The sequence below is a fragment of the Pantoea sp. Tr-811 genome (assembly GCF_011752535.1).
Lineage (GTDB): Bacteria > Pseudomonadota > Gammaproteobacteria > Pseudomonadales > Pseudomonadaceae > Aquipseudomonas.
In genome coordinates, this window is sequence record NZ_VWXJ01000021.1 from 25,860 (window position 1) to 43,515 (window position 17,656).

Sequence of the window (17,656 nt, forward strand, 5' to 3'; positions counted from 1 at the left end):
GTCTGGTTCGCGCCATGGGCAGGCCCGCGACGGTGTGCGCCTGAATGCAGGCAGGCACGGGCGCGCGGGCGCCGGAGCGTTTTGTTGTTGTGTTCGCCCGACTGACGATAGCCCAAGGGGGGTAGGGGCGAAGCGGGCACTGTTCGGGGTAGTGAAGCAGGACCGCGGGGCGTGTCAGTGGAGCGGACTGGCCGTGGGGCGCCGGGTGCGGGTAGCAGGCGGGACGGCGGGGCTGGGTAAGCGTGACCCGAGTATAGCTAGCGGGTCACGGTCCACACCAGTACCTTGCTGGCGCAATTGTCCTCGGTTTCGAGGATTTCCAGGCGATAACGGCCGATCTTCACGCATACGGCGCTTTCCGGAATGCTTTCCAGCGCCTCGGTGACCAGCCCGTTGAGGGTTTTCGGCCCGCCGTCGCAGGGCAGGTGCCAGCCCAGGGTGCGGTTGATCTCGCGCAGCGAGGCGGTGCCTTCGATGACGAAGGTGCCATCGGGCTGGGGGTGTACATGGGGGTTGTCCAGGCTCTGTTCGTCCTCGAACTCGCCGACGATTTCTTCGAGGATGTCTTCGAGGGTGACGATGCCCAGCACCTCGCCATACTCGTCCACCACCACCCCAAGCCGGCGCTGTTGCTTGTGGAAGTTCAGCAGTTGCAGCTGCAGCGGCGTGCTTTCCGGCACGAAATAGGGCTCGTAGCAGGCGCCCTTGAGGTGTTCCAGGGTCAGCTCGGCCTTGGGCAGCAAGTGGCTGATCAACTTGGTGTTGAGGATCGCCTCAACCTGGTTGATGTCGCTGTGGTACACCGGCAGGCGCGTGTGGCGGCTGACGATCAGTTGCTCGATGATGCGCTCCATGGGGTCGTCGAGGTTGATGCCGTCCACTTCGTTGCGCGGCACCAGGATGTCGTTAACGGTGATCTTGTCCAGCGATTGCAGGCCATCGAGCAGGCCATGGCGCGGGGCTTCGAGTTCGTCGTCGTCGAAGTCGTCGTCTTCCTCGGGGTGCAGGGCCACGGCCGTGGGCTGCACGCGAAACGGCCGCAGGATCAGCTTGGCGGTACCGTCGAACAGGCAGGCCAGGGGCTGCAGCAGGGCGAGGGGGAACGGGTGCAGGCTGGCGCCGAGGCTGATGAAGGCCAGCGGGTTGCGCCGGGCCAGGCGCCGCGGCAGGTATTCGGCGAACACCAGCAGGGCCGCCACCGCGCCCAAGCCGGCCAGCCAGAAACCGTGTTCACCGCTTTGGCGCTGGCCGATCAGGCAGGCCAGGCCAAGTACCAGCAACTTGCCCAGGCTTGCGCACAGCACCAGGGCCTGGGCCGGCAGTTGCGGCTGGCCGTCATCGCCGTTGCGCAGCGAGCCGTTGAGCTGCAGGCGCGCGGTGTCCACCGCAGTGAACAGCGCCGACCACAGCAGGGCCAGTGCGAGGATGCCGAGAAGCGGGGCGTACGGCAGGGTATCCATGGGCGGCCGTCAGATGTGCAGGATGAATTCGCGGACCAGCTTGCTGCCGAAATAGGCCAGCATCAGCAGGCAGAAACCGGCCAGGGTCCAGCGGATCGCCTTGTGCCCGCGCCAGCCCAGGCGGGTGCGGCCCCACAGCAGCACGCTGAACACCACCCAGGCCACGCAGGCGAGCAGGGTCTTGTGCACCAGGTGCTGGGCGAACAGGTTGTCGAGGAACAGCCAGCCCGAGATCAGCGACAGCGACAGCAGGCACCAACCGGCCCAGAGGAAACCGAACAGCAGGCTTTCCATGGTTTGCAGCGGTGGGAAGTTGCGAATCAGCCCGGAGGGGTGCTTGTTCTTCAGTTGGCGGTCCTGCAGCAGCAACAGCAACGACTGGAACACCGCGATGGTGAACAGGCCGTAGGCCAGGATCGACAGCAGGATGTGCGCGAGGATGCCCGGCTCTTCGTTGATCAGCGGCACCGTGCCCGGTGGCGCGAACTGCGCCAGCAGCGCGGTGACCGCGCCCATGGGAAACAGCAGTACCAGCAGGTTTTCCACCGGGATGCGCATGCAGGCCAGCAAGGTCAGGCCGATGACCGCCACGGCGATCAGGCTGGCTGCGCTGAAGAAGTCCAGGCTCAGGCCCAGCGGGGTAATCAGCTGGAAGAACAGCGCACCGCCCTGGGCGACGACAGCGAGGGTGCCGAGCAGGCCAAGCAGGCGCTTGTCGGCTTTGCGGCCCTGGGTGAGGTAAGCGCCCTGGTAGATGGCCGCTGCTATATAAAGGCCGGCGGCGATCACGTTGGGGATGAGGCTGGGTGAGGAGACCATAAGTCCTGGGTGCAGAGCCTTAAAGAGACGGAGTTTGGCACAGTTTTCGTTGCTCTAGGAAGACTGGTGGTTTGTCTCGGGGCCTTCGTGGGCAAGCCCGCTGCCACAGGTACAACACAGGCTTTGTATGCAGTGGAGAACCTGTGGCAGCGGGCTTGCCCATGAAGAGGTCATTGCCGGCACCGAATGTCTCCCAAGGTGTGCGCCGCCGCCGCACTTCGCTATAATCGCCGCCTTGCTGTGCCTGGCGGGTGTGCATTTCCCCGCGGGCGCCTGACAAACCTCGGCTTTTACTGGGCCTGAAAGGATCACCATGTTCGAAAACCTGACCGACCGCCTGTCACAGACGCTGCGCCATGTCACCGGCAAGGCCAAGCTGACCGAAGACAACATCAAGGACACGCTGCGCGAAGTGCGCATGGCCCTGCTTGAGGCCGACGTTGCCCTGCCGGTGGTCAAGGATTTCGTCAACAGCGTCAAGGAACGTGCGGTCGGCACCGAAGTGTCGCGCAGCCTGACCCCAGGCCAGGCGTTCGTGAAGATCGTCCAGGCCGAGCTGGAAAGCTTGATGGGCGCGGCCAACGAAGACCTCGCGCTGAACGCCGCGCCGCCTGCCGTGGTGCTGATGGCCGGCCTGCAGGGCGCGGGCAAGACCACCACCGCCGGCAAGCTGGCGCGCTTCCTTAAAGAGCGCAAGAAGAAGAGCGTGATGGTGGTTTCCGCCGACGTCTACCGCCCGGCGGCGATCAAGCAGTTGGAAACCCTGGCCAACGACATCGGCGTGACCTTCTTCCCGTCCGATATTAGCCAGAAGCCGGTGGCCATCGCCGAAGCGGCGATTCGCGAAGCCAAGCTCAAGTTCATCGACGTGGTCATCGTCGACACCGCCGGCCGTCTGCACATCGACGCCGACATGATGGACGAGATCAAGGCCCTGCACGCCGCGGTCAAGCCGATCGAAACCCTGTTCGTGGTCGACGCCATGACCGGCCAGGACGCCGCCAACACCGCCAAGGCCTTTGGCGAGGCCCTGCCGCTGACCGGCGTGGTGCTGACCAAGGTCGACGGTGATGCCCGTGGCGGTGCTGCGCTGTCGGTACGTGCCATCACCGGCAAGCCGATCAAGTTCATCGGTATGGGCGAGAAGACCGAAGCCCTCGAGCCGTTCCACCCAGACCGCGTCGCCTCGCGCATCCTCGGCATGGGCGACGTGCTCAGCCTGATCGAGCAGGCCGAGCAGACCATCGACAAGGCCAAGGCCGACAAGCTGGCCAAGAAGCTGAAGAAGGGCAAGGGCTTCGACCTCGAAGACTTCCGCGACCAGCTGCAGCAGATGAAGAACATGGGCGGCCTCGGCGGCCTGATGGACAAGCTGCCGAGCATCGGCGGGGTCAACCTGTCGCAGATGGGCAACGCCCAGGGCGCGGCCGAGAAGCAGTTCAAGCAGATGGAAGCGATCATCAACTCGATGACCCCGGCCGAGCGTCGCGACCCTGACCTGATCAGCGGTTCGCGCAAGCGCCGCATCGCCCTCGGCTCCGGCACCCAGGTGCAGGACATCGGCCGGCTGATCAAGCAGCACAAGCAGATGCAGAAAATGATGAAGAAATTCTCCGCCAAGGGCGGCATGGCCAAGATGATGCGTGGCCTGGGCGGCATGCTGCCGGGCGGCGGCATGCCGAAGCTGTAACCCCTGTTCTTGGGCGCTTGCCTGCATTAAGGCGGGCGCCCGGAAACCCCGCTACGGCGGGATGACGGCCACGAAATGCGTGGCTTAACCGGCAGATCTGAACGGTAAGGCAGGGCCTTGCCGAAAAAGGCATTTGCAAATGTCCGTGTATTCCCCGAGAATATGCGGCCTTTTGGGCACCCGTGTGTCTATTTGGCATTCAGATTTGCAGTACCAGCTGCTGTATCAACTGCAGCACCGACTATAGGAACGATGTTCACATGGTAACCATTCGTCTGGCCCGTGGCGGCTCGAAAAAGCGCCCATTCTACCACCTGACCGTGACCAACTCGCGTAACGCCCGTGACGGCCGTTTCGTTGAGCGCGTAGGTTTCTTCAACCCAATCGCCGCTGGCGCCGAAGTTAAACTGTCGGTCAACCAAGAGCGCGTCACCTACTGGCTGAGCCAGGGTGCACAGCCGTCTGAGCGCGTTGCTCAGCTGCTGAAGGAAGCTGCCAAGGCTGCTGCCTAAGAAATATGAACGCGACGCCAGAAAAGGCTGACGACCTCATCGTCGTTGGCAAGATTTTTTCGGTTCACGGCGTTCGCGGCGAGGTGAAGGTGTATTCCTTTACCGATCCGATTGAAAACCTGTTGGATTATCCGCGCTGGACGCTTCGGCACGAAGGCAAGGTAAAGCAGGTCGAGCTGGTCAACGGTCGTGGCTCCCAGAAGGGCCTGGTCGTGAAACTGAAAGGCCTCGACGATCGCGATGAAGCCCGTCTTCTGAGCGGTTACGAAATCTGCATCCCGCGGAGCCTTTTGCCCAACCTGGCCGCTGACGAGTACTACTGGTACCAGTTGGTGGGTCTGAAGGTCATCAACCAGGACGAACAGCTGTTCGGCAAGGTCGATCACCTGTTGGAGACCGGTGCGAACGATGTAATGGTGGTCAAGCCCTGCGCAGGCAGCCTGGATGATCGCGAGCGTCTGTTGCCCTATACGGCGCAATGCGTGCTCGGTATCGACCTGGAAGCAGGCGTGATGCGGGTTGAATGGGACGCGGACTTCTAAACGATGGGTAACCTTCGCGTAGACGTCATCACGTTGTTCCCCGAGATGTTCTCGGCCATCACGGAGTACGGCATTACCAGCCGCGCGGTGAAACAGGGGTTGCTTCAGGTAACCTGCTGGAACCCGCGGGACTACACCACAGATCGTCACCACACGGTGGATGATCGGCCGTTTGGCGGTGGTCCGGGCATGGTGATGAAGATCAAGCCTCTGGAAGACGCCCTGGTTAGCGCCAGGCAGGCAACTGGAGCATCGGCGAAGGTCATCTACCTCTCGCCACAAGGCCGCAAGCTGACTCAGCAGGCGGTCAAAGGCCTGGCCGAACAGGAATCGTTGATCCTGATCGCCGGTCGTTATGAAGGCATCGACGAGCGCTTTATCGAGGCTCATGTCGATGAGGAGTGGTCGATTGGGGACTATGTGCTTTCCGGTGGCGAGCTGCCGGCCATGGTACTGATCGATGCGGTTACGCGGCTGCTGCCCGGAGCTTTAGGGCATGTGGACTCGGCGGAAGAAGATTCCTTCACCGACGGTCTGCTGGATTGCCCGCACTACACCCGACCTGAGGTGTATGCGGATCAGCGTGTTCCCGACGTGTTGCTAAGTGGCAACCATGCACATATCCGGCGTTGGCGGATGAAGCAGTCCCTTGGTAGGACCTTCGAACGACGCGCCGATCTTCTGGAAAGTCGCTCGCTTTCTGGAGAAGAGAAGAAGCTGCTCGAGGAATACCTCCGCGAGCGGGACGATAGTTAAACGTATCGATGGTGGATCACGTATCCATCTTAGGAGCACAGCATGACCAACAAGATCATCCAGCAGCTCGAAGCCGAGCAGATGAGCAAGGAAATCCCAACCTTCGCACCAGGCGACACCATCGTCGTTCAGGTTAAAGTGAAGGAAGGTGATCGTTCCCGTCTGCAGGCGTTCGAAGGCGTTGTCATCGCCAAGCGTAACCGCGGCCTGAACAGCGCTTTCACCGTGCGCAAGATCTCCAGCGGCGTAGGCGTTGAGCGTACCTTCCAAACCTACAGCCCGCAGATCGACAGCCTGGCCGTGAAACGTCGTGGTGACGTGCGTAAAGCCAAGCTGTACTACCTGCGCGACCTGTCCGGCAAAGCCGCTCGCATCAAGGAAAAACTGTCCTGAGTACAGTTTGCCTGGCGGCCTGAGGCCCCTTGCGAGAAAAAAGCAGCCTTCGGGCTGCTTTTTTGCGTTCTGAAACCTGTGAAAAGTGACGGATATGACCAGCCGAGACGAGGAAATCCAGCGCCGCACCGAGCTGTCGGTGACCCGCGTGACCAAGGCGGTGTTCCCCAACACCACCAACCACCACAACACCCTGTTCGGCGGCACTGCCCTGGCCTGGATGGACGAAGTGTCGTTCATCGCTGCCACGCGCTTCTGCCGCCTGCCGTTGGTGACCGTGTCCACCGACCGCATCGATTTCAAGCACCCGATTCCGGCCGGCTCGATCGTCGAACTGGTGGGCTCGGTGGTCAAGGTGGGCAATACCAGCTTGCAAGTGCAGGTGGATGTGTTCGTCGAGAACATGTACCTGGACGGGCGCGAGCGGGCGATTCATGGGGTGTTCAGCTTTGTTGCCATCGACGAGGACAAGCGGCCGGTGCCCGTTTTGCCCTAGGGCTGGGGTTTCCTGTGGCGGCCTCTTCGCGGGGCGAGCCCGCTCCTACAAGGATGCGCGTTCCTTTGTAGGAGCGGGCTTGCCCCGCGAAGAGGCCAGTACAGACACCAGAGCACCTGCTGTGAAACACTAGCCCCAATTTCAACACCCAGCAGCCCCGCATGCCCGCCCTAGACCACCCCCTGATCGACCAGTTCCTCGACGCCCTGTGGCTTGAAAAAGGCCTGTCCGACAACACCCGCGTTTCCTACCGCAGCGACCTGGCCCTGTTCAACGGCTGGCTCCAGGAACATTCGGTGGCCCTGCCCGATGCCGGCCGCGAGCTGATCCTCGACCACCTGGCCTGGCGCCTCGACCAAGGCTACAAACCGCGCTCCACCGCGCGCTTTCTCTCGGGCCTGCGCGGCTTCTTCCGCTACCTGCTGCGCGAGAAGCTGGTGGCCGTCGACCCGACCCTGCAAGTGGACATGCCGCAACTGGGCCGGCCCTTGCCCAAGTCGCTGTCCGAAGCCGACGTCGAAGCCTTGCTGCAAGCCCCCGACCTGGGCGAGGCCATCGGCCAGCGCGACCGTGCCATGCTCGAAGTGCTGTACGCCTGCGGCTTGCGTGTGACCGAGCTGGTCAGCCTGACCCTCGACCAGGTCAACCTGCGCCAGGGCGTGCTGCGGGTGATGGGCAAGGGCAGCAAGGAGCGCCTGGTGCCGATGGGCGAGGAAGCGGTGCTGTGGCTGGAGCGTTACCTGCGCGATGGCCGCAGCGAGCTGCTCAATGGCCGCCCCAGTGACGTCTTGTTCCCCAGCCTGCGCGGCGAGCAGATGACCCGCCAGACCTTCTGGCACCGCATCAAGCACCAGGCGCGGGTGGCGGGTATCGACAAGGCGCTGTCGCCGCACACCCTGCGCCATGCCTTCGCCACGCACCTGCTCAACCACGGCGCCGACCTGCGCGTGGTACAGATGCTGCTGGGCCACAGCGACCTGTCGACCACGCAGATCTACACCCACGTGGCCAAGGCCAGGCTGCAGCAGCTGCACGCCCAGCACCATCCACGTGGATGAATGTTATTCATGTTCCGCTGACCGGTCCTTGCAGGCCCCTTCATCGGCAGCGTGATGTGTTAGGCTTGGGCGGTTTGCATCAAGGGCCGCACGGTTGCCGCATTTTTTCCGCAGGCAACGCCCTCCGGCCCCTGTCCGCCCTCAGGAGTTTCCCATGCGCGTGACCCAGTTGTTCGCCGCCGCCGCGATGGCGCTGGCCAGTACCTTTGCCGTTGCCGCGGCAACCGACAGCAATGCCGGTGCCGAGCAGGCCATCCGCAAGTCGTTGCAGAACCTTGAACTCGATGTGCCGGTGGAAAGCGTTGGCAGCAGCCCGCTCAACGGCCTGTATGAAGTCAAGCTGCAGGGGGGGCGCGTGCTCTACGCCAGCGCCGACGGCCAGTACGTGATGCAGGGCTATCTTTATCAGTTGCAGGGCGGCAAGCCGGTGAACCTCACCGAGAAAACCGAACGCCAGGGCGTGGCCAAGCTCATCAATGCCATTCCTGCTGGCGAAACCGTGGTTTATCCTGCCAAGGGCGAAACCAAGTCGCACATCACCGTGTTCACCGACACCACCTGCCCGTACTGCCACAAGCTGCACGCCGAAGTGCCCGAGCTGAACCGCCGCGGTATCGAAGTGCGCTACGTCGCCTTCCCGCGCCAGGGCCTTGGCTCGCCGGGTGACCAGCAATTGCAGGCGGTATGGTGCTCCAGTGATCGCCGCGCGGCCATGGACAACATGGTCGAAGGCAAGGAAATCAAGGCAGCCAAGTGCGCCAACCCGGTCGGCAAGCAGTTCCAGCTGGGCCAGCAGATCGGCGTCAACGGCACGCCAGCCATCGTGCTCGAAGACGGCCATGTGATTCCGGGCTACCAGCCGGCAGCACAAGTGGCCAAGCTGGCCCTGGCCGGCCAGCAGCAGGCTGCCAAGTAATCAATTCAATACGCCGTCGTCATGGGGTGACGGCATGTTTCACGGGTGGCGAAGGCGCCGCCCGTTCAATGGGGAGTTCACAGTGAAACCGGTCAAAGTAGGCATCTGTGGGTTGGGGACCGTCGGTGGCGGAACCTTCAATGTACTTCAGCGCAACGCCGAGGAGATTGCCCGCCGTGCCGGGCGCGGTATTGAAGTGGCACAGATCGCCATGCGCTCGCAGAACCCGAACTGCCAGATTACCGGTACCCCCATTACCGCTGATGTGTTCGACGTTGCGAGCAACCCGGAGATCGACATTGTCATCGAGCTGATCGGTGGCTACACCGTCGCCCGCGACCTGGTGCTCAAGGCCATTGAAAACGGCAAGCACGTGGTTACCGCCAACAAGGCGCTGATCGCCGTGCACGGCAACGAGATCTTCGCCAAGGCCCGCGAGAAGGGCGTTATCGTTGCCTTCGAAGCCGCGGTGGCCGGTGGCATTCCGGTGATCAAGGCGATCCGTGAAGGCCTTTCGGCCAACCGCATCAACTGGCTGGCCGGCATCATCAACGGCACCGGCAACTTCATCCTCACCGAAATGCGCGAGAAGGGCCGTGCCTTCCCGGACGTGCTGGCCGAGGCCCAGGCACTGGGCTATGCCGAAGCCGACCCGACCTTCGACGTCGAAGGCATCGACGCTGCGCACAAGCTGACCATCCTGGCGTCCATCGCCTTCGGCATTCCGCTGCAGTTCGACAAGGCCTACACCGAAGGCATCACCCAGCTGACCACCGCTGACGTGAACTACGCCGAGGCCCTGGGCTACCGCATCAAGCACCTGGGTGTGGCGCGCCGCACCGAAGAAGGCATCGAGCTGCGCGTACACCCGACGCTGATCCCGGCCGACCGCCTGATCGCCAACGTCAACGGCGTGATGAACGCTGTCATGGTCAATGGCGACGCTGCCGGTTCCACCCTGTACTACGGTGCTGGCGCTGGCATGGAGCCGACCGCCTCGTCGGTGGTGGCCGACCTGGTCGACGTGGTGCGTGCAATGACTTCCGACCCGGAAAACCGCGTACCGCACCTGGCCTTCCAGCCAGATTCGCTGTCGGCCCACCCGATCCTGCCGATCGAAGCCTGCCAAAGCGCCTACTACCTGCGCATTCAGGCCAAGGACCACCCAGGCGTGCTGGCCCAGGTGGCGAGCATCCTGTCGGAGCGTGGCATCAACATCGAGTCGATCATGCAGAAGGAAGCCGAGGAACAGGACGGCCTGGTGCCGATGATCCTGCTGACCCACGGTGTGGTCGAGCAGCGCATCGACGATGCCATCGTCGCCCTGGAAGCCCTGCAGGACGTGGTTGGCAAGGTTGTGCGCATTCGCGTGGAACAGCTCAATTAATTTCGCTGCGGGCCGCCAGTGCGGCCCGGGCCCCCAGTATCGAAGGTTTGCACCATGCGCTATATCAGTACCCGCGGCCAGGCTCCGGCCCTGAATTTCGAAGACGTGCTGCTGGCTGGCCTGGCCAGCGACGGCGGCCTGTACGTGCCTGAGAACCTGCCACGTTTTACCCAGGAAGAAATCGCTTCCTGGGCCGGCCTGCCGTACCACGAACTGGCCTTCCGGGTGATGCGCCCGTTCGTTGAAGGCAGCATCGCCGACGCCGATTTCAAGAAGATCCTCGAAGAAACCTACGGTGAGTTTGCCCACGCCGCGGTCGCCCCGCTGCGCCAGCTCAACAGCAACGAATGGGTGCTGGAGCTGTTCCACGGCCCGACCCTGGCGTTCAAGGACTTCGCCCTGCAACTGCTCGGTCGCCTGCTCGACCACGTGCTGGCCAAGCGCAACGAGCGCGTGGTGATCATCGGCGCCACCAGCGGTGACACCGGTTCCGCTGCCATCGAAGGCTGCCGCAGCTGCGAGAACGTCGACATCTTCATCCTGCACCCGCACAAGCGCGTGTCGGAAGTGCAGCGTCGCCAGATGACCACCCTGTTCGGCGACAACGTGCACAACATCGCCATCGAAGGCAACTTCGACGACTGCCAGGAAATGGTCAAGGCCAGCTTCGCCGACCAGTCGTTCCTCAAGGGCACCCGCCTGGTCGCAGTCAACTCGATCAACTGGGCGCGGATCATGGCCCAGATCGTCTACTACTTCCACGCAGCCCTGCAGCTCGGTGGCCCGGCCCGTTCCGTGGCGTTCTCGGTGCCAACCGGCAACTTCGGCGACATCTTCGCCGGTTACCTGGCGCGCAACATGGGCCTGCCGGTCAGCCAACTGATCGTCGCCACCAACCGCAACGACATCCTGCACCGCTTCATGAGTGGCAACCAGTACGTCAAGGAAACCCTGCACGCGACCCTGTCGCCGTCCATGGACATCATGGTGTCGTCCAACTTCGAGCGCCTGCTGTTCGACCTGCACGGGCGCAACGGCGCTGCACTGGCCGAGCTGATGGCAAGCTTCAAGCAGGGCGGTGGTTTCAGCGTCGAGCAAGACCGCTGGACCGAAGCGCGCAAGCTGTTCGACTCGCTGGCGGTCAGCGACGAGCAGACCTGCGAAACCATCGCTGAAGTGTTCGCCGCCACCGGTGAAGTGCTCGACCCGCACACGGCCATTGGCGTCAAGGCTGCCCGCGAGTGCCGCCGCAGCCTGGACACGCCGATGGTGGTGCTGGGTACTGCGCACCCGGTCAAGTTCCCTGAGGCGGTGGAGAAGGCCGGCGTTGGCAAGGCGCTGGAGCTGCCGGCGCACCTGAGCGACCTGTTCAGCCGTGAGGAGCGTTGCACGGTGCTGGCCAATGACCTGAAGGCCGTTCAGGCGTTCGTCAGCCAGCATGGCAACCGCGGCAAGCCGCTGTAATCGAGGCCTTATCGCGACCTGCGGTCGCTCCTACCGGGAAACACCCCCCCCGGTAGGGGCGACCGCAGGTCGCGATAAGGCTGCAACGCAGCCTCAGTCTTTTCCTTAATCATTCGCAGAATTGTCCTATATAAGGCCGCAAAGGCCTTGCCTAGAGTGTCCGGTCCTTGCACAAGGAGCGGCACATGCAACAGCCCTACGTGTTGATCCACCAGGCACGCCCATCCCACCAGATCCTCCTGCACCAGGCCTGCAATGCCCTGGGCCTGTTCAACGTGCGCGTCACCCACGACCAGGCCGACCTGCACACCTGCCTGGCCCGCCGGCAGCGCGTCGACCTGCTGATTCTCGACCATGCGCAAGGCCCAGCCTTGCTCGAACGGGCAGCCAGTTGCCGCGCCGTGTTGTTCGTCGGCCACGCCAACCCAGGCCGCGCCAGCCTCGCCCATGAGGCCCGCCGCCTTGGCCTGTGGGTGCTCGCCGACCTGCCGTGGCCGCTGCCACTACCACGCTGGCAGCGGGCCCTGCGCCGTATTCAAACGGTCACATCGCCCACGCATGCTCACTGAACCCACCTGGCACCGCGAACTTTGCGCTGCGTTTGTGGGTCAGTTTCTCCATGTCCCCTACACAGCGAGTGATCCGGATGGAAAGAATCTGCAGACTGCTCAACGATGCCCTGACTCCCTACCAGGCCCAGCTCGGTGCCATGGACGCCAGTGGCAACCGCCAATTGACCGTGTACGACAACCTCGGTGGTACTGCGTTGCGACGTACGGTCAGCCCGCGCCAGTTGCAGGAACAAAGCCTGTTGATCGACCTGGTGGACGGCCTGCACCGTGACCTGCAGATTGTTGAAGGGCGTTTGCAGCCCTGCGTGATCGCTGCTTTGCAGCAGCGTGCCCAGCCGCCCCAGGGAACCTTTGCCTGAACGGCCCATCAGAACAGCAAGGGCAGCCTGCCGGCGCACAGCTCCGGCGTCGGTAGGTTGCCACGGGAAGCTCATGAGGGCTTTCGCTTGGCCCCGGGCGTGCTCCCCAGCGCCCGGGGTTTCTTTTGCCCGCCGTTCGCTAGTGGCCTTCGAAGAAGCTGCGGCTCTGCTCCAGGTAGTGCTGTTGCATCTCGGGGTCGAGCCAGCGTGCATAAAGGCCTGGCAAGGTGTCGCGGCGCAGGGCTGGCAGCAGCTGGTCGATATGGGCGATGGCGGCGCGGCCCAGCGCTGTGTCCGAGCAGCCCACGTGCAGGAACTGGTAACGGTTCACGCCCTGGATGGGGTGAAATTCATAATCTGCCAGCGAGCCGCCCTGTTGCTGGATCAGGTAACGCACTTCCGGCCAGTAGCCGAGCACCAGTTGCAGGCGCCCGAGTTGTTGCATCTGCAACAGGCTGGCGGTGGCCTCGTTGCCGTAGTGGCGGTTGAAGGCCTGCTCGGGCAGCTGCTGCAGCAGTTGGTCGACCTGGGCGCTGTAGCTGCGCTCGGCAACGACGCCAAGCTTGAGCGAAGTCTGGCTCAGCAACGCCTTGAGGTCCACCTGCTGGCCGTCGAGGAACGGCGCGAGCACGGCCTGGGACTGCTTGCGCACCACCAGGCCGCTGCTCAGCACGCCCAGCATCGGTTGGGAAAAGTGCACGAACTTCTCCCGCTCCGGGGTCCACAGCAGGGTAGGGTCGCAGGTGAAGGTGGTTGGGTCCTGCAGCATCTGGATACTGCGCGCCCGGTTCACCCGCACCACACTGTGGTCGTACTCGGGCATTTGCGCGATCAACAACGGCAGCAGTTGGTCGACCACGCCCTGGCCCTTGTCAGCCCCCTCGAATACCGTGAACGGCGGCAGGTCGCGCAGCAGCCACAGCAGGCGTTCCTTGGCCAGCGCGCAGGGCATCGCCAAGGCCAGCAGCAGGCCGCAAAGCCCGCTCAGCAGGCGTGGCCGCCGCAGTGTGCGCGGGCGCCTCAGACAGTACCTGCCTGACGCAGGCTGGCAATCGCCGCTGCGTCATAACCCAGCCCGGCCAGCACGGCCTGGGTGTGCTCACCCAGGGCAGGGCCTACCCATTCGGTGGAGCCCGGGGTTTCCGACAGCTTGGGCACGATGCCGGGCATCTTGAACGGCTTGCCGTCGGGCAGGCGCGCTTGCAGGAACATTTCCCGGGCCAGGTACTGTGGGTCGTTGAACATGTCTTCGGCCGAATAGATACGGCTGGCCGGCACCTCGGCGGCATTGAGCGCCTGCATCACCTGCTCCAGCGGCAGGCTGTTGGCCCAGCGGTCGATGACGCCGTACAGCTCGTCGCGCCGCGAATCGCGGCCGTCGTTGCTGGCCAGCAGCGGGTCGTCGGCAAGGTCGTGACGGTCGATGGCTTGCATGAAGCGCTTGAAGATCGCATCGCCGTTGGCGCCGATCTGCACGTGCTTGCCATCGGCCGTGGTGTGAATGGAAGAGGGGGTGATGCCGGGCATGATGTTGCCGGTACGCTCGCGGATAAAGCCGAACACGTCGAATTCCGGGACCATGCTTTCCATCATGGCGAAGATCGCCTCGTACAGCGCCACGTCCACCACCTGGCCCTGGCCGCCGTTGACCTCACGGTGACGCAGCGCCATCAGCGCACCGATCACGCCCCACAGGGCGGCAATCGAGTCGCCGATGGAAATGCCGGTGCGCACCGGTGGGCGGTCGTCGAAACCGGTGATGTAGCGCAGGCCGCCCATCGACTCGCCGACCGCGCCGAAGCCCGGTTGGTCCTTCATCGGCCCGGTTTGGCCAAAGCCTGACAGGCGCACCATCACCAGGCGCGGGTTCAGGGCATGCAGCACGTCCCAGCCCAGACCGAGTTTTTCCAGCACGCCGGGGCGGAAGTTCTCGATCAGGATGTCGGCTTCGGCCAAAAGGCGCTTGAGCACCTCGCGGCCCTCGGGGTGCTTGAGGTTGAGGGTCAGCGACTGCTTGTTGCGTGCCTGCACGAACCACCACAGCGACGTGCCCTCGTACAGCTTGCGCCATTTGCGCAGCGGGTCGCCGCCATCGGGCGACTCGACCTTGATCACCTCGGCGCCGAACTCGGCGCAGATGCGCGAGGCGAACGGCCCGGCGATCAGCGTGCCGAGTTCGATGACTTTAAGGCCGGCGAGGGGTTTGCTGGGCGTAGACATGAGGCATCCGTGGCGACTGGTCAGAGCCGTGGTTTTATCATAGGTGCGCAGCGGCAGATACTGCTCCGGCGCAAGGCCGGGCAGGATCGGTTAGACTAGGCGACTTTTCTTTGCCCACGAAGCCCATTCGACCATGGCCCAGCCGTCTACCACCTACAAATTCGAACTGAACCTGACCGATCTTGACCGCGGCGTGTATGAAAGCGTTCGCCAGACCATCGCTCGCCATCCGTCGGAAACCGAAGAGCGCATGGCCGTGCGGTTGCTGGCGTTCGCCCTGTGGTACAACGAGAACCTGACGTTTGGCCGTGGCCTGTCCGATGTGGACGAGGCGGCGCTGTGGGAAAAGAGCCTGGACGACCGCATCCTGCACTGGATCGAAGTGGGCCAGCCTGACGCCGACCGCCTGACCTGGTGCTCGCGCCGTACCGAGCGCACCAGCCTGCTGGCCTATGGCAGCCTGCGGGTGTGGGAAGGCAAGGTGGTGAGCGCGGTCAAGGGCCTGAAGAACCTCAGCATCGCCGCGGTGCCCCAGGAGGTGCTGGAAGTGCTGGCCACCGACATGCCGCGCACCATCAAGTGGGATGTGATGATCAGCGAAGGCACGGTGTTCGTCACCGACGACCGCGGCCAGCACGAAGTGCAGCTGCAGTGGCTGCTCGGCGAGCGTGGCTGAGCCCACAGAATAACGGATTGCCCAAGACCCCATGCGTATCGAACCCCGCCCGCTGCCGCCAACCCTGCCATTGCTGGGTAACCTGCCACCCTTGCTGACCCGCTTGTACGCCGCCCGCGGCGTGCAGACCGAAGCCGAGCTGGACAAGAGCCTGGCGCGGCTGTTGCCTTACCAGCAGCTCAAGGGCATCGACGCGGCGGTCGACCTGCTGGTCGACGCCCTCGACCAGCGCCAGCGCATTCTCATCGTCGGCGACTTCGACGCCGACGGCGCCACCGCCAGTACCGTCGGCATGCTGGGCCTGCGCCTGTTGGGCGCGGCCCACGTCGACTACCTGGTGCCCAACCGTTTCGAGTACGGCTACGGCCTGACCCCGGAAATCGTCCAGGTGGCGCTGGAACGCCAGCCGCAGTTGCTGGTCACCGTCGACAACGGCATTTCCAGTGTCGACGGTGTGGCGGCGGCCAAGGCGGCGGGGCTCAAGGTGCTGGTCACCGACCACCACTTGCCGGGCCAGCAGTTGCCCGATGCCGACGCCATCGTCAACCCGAACCAGCCGGGGTGCGATTTCCCCAGCAAGGCGTTGGCCGGGGTCGGGGTGATTTTCTATGTGCTGATGGCCCTGCGTGCCCGCCTGCGCAGCCTGGGGCGCTATGAAACCCAGCCCCAGCCGAACATCGGCGAGTTGCTGGACCTGGTGGCCCTGGGCAGCGTTGCCGACGTGGTGCCGCTGGACGCCAACAACCGCATCCTCGTGCACCAGGGCCTGGAGCGCATTCGCGCTGGCCGTGCGCGGCCGGGCCTGAAGGCGATTCTGGAAGTGGCGCGCCGCGATCATCGGCGCATCACTTCCACCGACCTCGGCTTTATCCTTGGCCCACGGCTCAACGCCGCCGGGCGCCTGGATGACATGAGCCTGGGCATCGAATGCCTGCTGTGCGAGGACCAGGCGTCGGCCCAGGACATGGCCCAGCAGCTCGATGGCCTGAACCAGGACCGCAAATCGATCGAGCAGGGCATGCAGCGTGAGGCCTTGGCCCAGCTCAAGGACTTGCCGGTGGAGTCGATGCCCTATGGCTTGTGTCTGTTCGATGCGGACTGGCACCAAGGCGTGATCGGGATTCTCGCCTCGCGCCTGAAGGAGCGCTACCACCGCCCGACCATCGCTTTCGCCGACGCCGGCGACGGCATGCTCAAAGGTTCGGCGCGGTCGGTGCCGGGGTTCCACATTCGCGACGCGCTGGATGCCGTGGCCGCACGCCACCCGCAACTGATCAGCAAGTTCGGCGGGCACGCCATGGCGGCGGGCCTGTCTTTGCCCGAGGGTAACTTCCCGGCGTTCGCCGAAGCATTCGACGAGGAAGTCCGCCGCCAGCTGCGCGAGGAAGACCTCACCGGCCGCCTGCTGTCGGATGGCAGCCTGGCGGTGGAAGAGTTCCACCTGGACCTGGCCAAGGCCCTGCGCAATGCCGGGCCATGGGGGCAGCACTTCCCGGAGCCGCTGTTCCACGGTGTGTTCCAGTTGGTGGAGCAGCGCGTGGTGGGCGAGCGGCACTTGAAGGTGGTGCTCAAGAGCGAATGCGGCTCGGTGCGCCTGGATGGCATTGCCTTTGGCATTGACCGCGATGTGTGGCCGAACCCGACGGTGCGTTGGGTGGAGTTGGCGTACAAGTTGGATGTGAACGAGTTTCGCGGGAATGAGAGTGTGCAATTGATGATTGCACATATGGAGCCGCGCTAAGCCAGGGGCGCTTGCGCGAGCTGCTCAGGTTTCAGCTTCGCGGCATATCGTGCCGGGGCTGCATAGCAGCCCATCGCGAGCTGCGCTCGCTCCTACAGGTGCAGCGTCTGCGCTTGAAAACGCGATCCGCGAACACCGGCGAAGCCAGTGCCATCCAACAGGTTGGGCACCGAAAGCCCAGCCTAACCGCGGCTTGGTAGGAGCGAGCAAAGCTCGCGATGCGCCGCCCAAGCGGCGCTCGATCTCCCAGGCGCTGAAAATCTTGTGACAAGCGCACCGCGGATAAAACCGGAACCTAGCTTTAACGCCGGGTGAGGAACTGATGCCCATTCCCTCTCACAGGTTTGGATGGCAGCTGTACGCGGGGTGAGAGACCGGTGATCCAGAAAACCGGCCAGGACGAATCCTGCCCGCGCACAGCTACCGCTGAGGTTGCAGCTAGATCAACACGAGCTCTCACACCCGGCCGCCGAATTTGGCGACACAGGGAAATTAGCCCTGATGGTCATGACCTACAACAGAGAAACGGCAGCGCAAGGAGTAGGATAATTCCCAAGTGCAGTTGAACTGAAGCAGTTGGTTTGAGATTGGGGAT

18 protein-coding genes are annotated in these 17,656 nt (G+C 63.7%); 14 read left to right on the top strand and 4 right to left on the bottom strand.

The window, feature by feature from the left end; all coding sequences use genetic code 11:
• Positions 1–257: 257 nt before the first annotated feature.
• Together F3J44_RS24810 and F3J44_RS24815 are read right to left on the bottom strand one after the other, a co-directional pair.
• A complete protein-coding gene (locus F3J44_RS24810; protein WP_167276946.1) occupies positions 258–1,460 on the bottom strand; it encodes a transporter associated domain-containing protein in 1,203 nt (400 codons plus the stop codon).
• A 9-nt stretch (positions 1,461–1,469) separates the two neighbouring features.
• Positions 1,470–2,279 carry an inner membrane protein YpjD gene (locus tag F3J44_RS24815; protein WP_167060219.1) on the bottom strand — a complete coding sequence of 270 codons (810 nt, stop codon included), beginning with the start codon at positions 2,277–2,279 and terminating at the stop codon, positions 1,470–1,472.
• A 313-nt stretch (positions 2,280–2,592) separates the two neighbouring features.
• Between F3J44_RS24815 and ffh the strand changes: the two genes are divergently transcribed.
• The 12 genes from ffh to F3J44_RS24875 all read left to right on the top strand — a co-directional run bounded on the left by ffh (position 2,593) and on the right by F3J44_RS24875 (position 12,424).
• Positions 2,593–3,969, top strand: coding sequence for a signal recognition particle protein (gene ffh / locus F3J44_RS24820; protein WP_012270758.1), 1,377 nt, complete (start codon positions 2,593–2,595; stop codon positions 3,967–3,969).
• 260 nt (positions 3,970–4,229) lie between these two features.
• A complete protein-coding gene (gene rpsP / locus F3J44_RS24825; RefSeq protein ID WP_003252142.1) occupies positions 4,230–4,481 on the top strand; it encodes a 30S ribosomal protein S16 in 252 nt (83 codons plus the stop codon).
• Positions 4,482–4,486: 5 nt separating this feature from the next.
• The gene (rimM, locus tag F3J44_RS24830; RefSeq protein WP_167060216.1) at positions 4,487–5,023 is read left to right on the top strand and encodes a ribosome maturation factor RimM; all 537 of its coding nucleotides are present in this window, start codon (positions 4,487–4,489) and stop codon (positions 5,021–5,023) included.
• A gap of 3 nt (positions 5,024–5,026) precedes the next feature.
• The gene (gene trmD, locus F3J44_RS24835; protein WP_008094486.1) at positions 5,027–5,779 is read left to right on the top strand and encodes a tRNA (guanosine(37)-N1)-methyltransferase TrmD; all 753 of its coding nucleotides are present in this window, start codon (positions 5,027–5,029) and stop codon (positions 5,777–5,779) included.
• Between the two features lie 42 nt (positions 5,780–5,821).
• Positions 5,822–6,172 carry a 50S ribosomal protein L19 gene (rplS, locus tag F3J44_RS24840; protein WP_023629812.1) on the top strand — a complete coding sequence of 117 codons (351 nt, stop codon included), beginning with the start codon at positions 5,822–5,824 and terminating at the stop codon, positions 6,170–6,172.
• A 94-nt stretch (positions 6,173–6,266) separates the two neighbouring features.
• Positions 6,267–6,668: an acyl-CoA thioesterase gene (locus tag F3J44_RS24845; protein WP_167060213.1), complete on the top strand. Its 402-nt coding sequence runs from the start codon at positions 6,267–6,269 to the stop codon at positions 6,666–6,668.
• Positions 6,669–6,829: 161 nt separating this feature from the next.
• Complete coding sequence (gene xerD / locus F3J44_RS24850; protein ID WP_167276948.1) at positions 6,830–7,726, top strand: site-specific tyrosine recombinase XerD; 897 nt, start codon at positions 6,830–6,832, stop codon at positions 7,724–7,726.
• A 154-nt stretch (positions 7,727–7,880) separates the two neighbouring features.
• Positions 7,881–8,642, top strand: a complete 762-nt coding sequence (gene dsbC / locus F3J44_RS24855; RefSeq protein WP_167060206.1) for a bifunctional protein-disulfide isomerase/oxidoreductase DsbC — start codon at positions 7,881–7,883, stop codon at positions 8,640–8,642.
• A gap of 82 nt (positions 8,643–8,724) precedes the next feature.
• A complete protein-coding gene (locus tag F3J44_RS24860) occupies positions 8,725–10,029 on the top strand; it encodes a homoserine dehydrogenase (protein WP_167060203.1) in 1,305 nt (434 codons plus the stop codon).
• Positions 10,030–10,083: 54 nt separating this feature from the next.
• Positions 10,084–11,493, top strand: coding sequence for a threonine synthase (gene thrC / locus F3J44_RS24865; RefSeq protein ID WP_167276950.1), 1,410 nt, complete (start codon positions 10,084–10,086; stop codon positions 11,491–11,493).
• 185 nt (positions 11,494–11,678) lie between these two features.
• On the top strand, positions 11,679–12,062 hold the full coding sequence (locus tag F3J44_RS24870; protein WP_167276954.1) for a histidine kinase: 384 nt from the start codon (positions 11,679–11,681) through the stop codon (positions 12,060–12,062).
• Positions 12,063–12,139: 77 nt separating this feature from the next.
• A complete protein-coding gene (locus F3J44_RS24875; protein ID WP_167060194.1) occupies positions 12,140–12,424 on the top strand; it encodes a DUF3509 domain-containing protein in 285 nt (94 codons plus the stop codon).
• Positions 12,425–12,563: 139 nt separating this feature from the next.
• Here F3J44_RS24875 and F3J44_RS24880 read toward each other — a convergent pair whose 3' ends face one another.
• Together F3J44_RS24880 and F3J44_RS24885 are read right to left on the bottom strand one after the other, a co-directional pair.
• Positions 12,564–13,382, bottom strand: a complete 819-nt coding sequence (locus tag F3J44_RS24880; protein WP_255432001.1) for a TIGR02285 family protein — start codon at positions 13,380–13,382, stop codon at positions 12,564–12,566.
• A 62-nt stretch (positions 13,383–13,444) separates the two neighbouring features.
• On the bottom strand, positions 13,445–14,644 hold the full coding sequence (locus F3J44_RS24885; protein ID WP_167276956.1) for a CaiB/BaiF CoA-transferase family protein: 1,200 nt from the start codon (positions 14,642–14,644) through the stop codon (positions 13,445–13,447).
• Between the two features lie 133 nt (positions 14,645–14,777).
• On the opposite strand from F3J44_RS24885, the gene F3J44_RS24890 reads away from it, so the two are divergent.
• Entirely contained in the window at positions 14,778–15,320 is a 543-nt protein-coding gene (locus F3J44_RS24890; protein WP_167060185.1) for a YaeQ family protein, read from the top strand.
• 31 nt (positions 15,321–15,351) lie between these two features.
• Positions 15,352–17,061 carry a single-stranded-DNA-specific exonuclease RecJ gene (gene recJ, locus F3J44_RS24895; protein WP_167060180.1) on the top strand — a complete coding sequence of 570 codons (1,710 nt, stop codon included), beginning with the start codon at positions 15,352–15,354 and terminating at the stop codon, positions 17,059–17,061.
• The last annotated feature ends 595 nt before the right edge of the window (positions 17,062–17,656 follow it).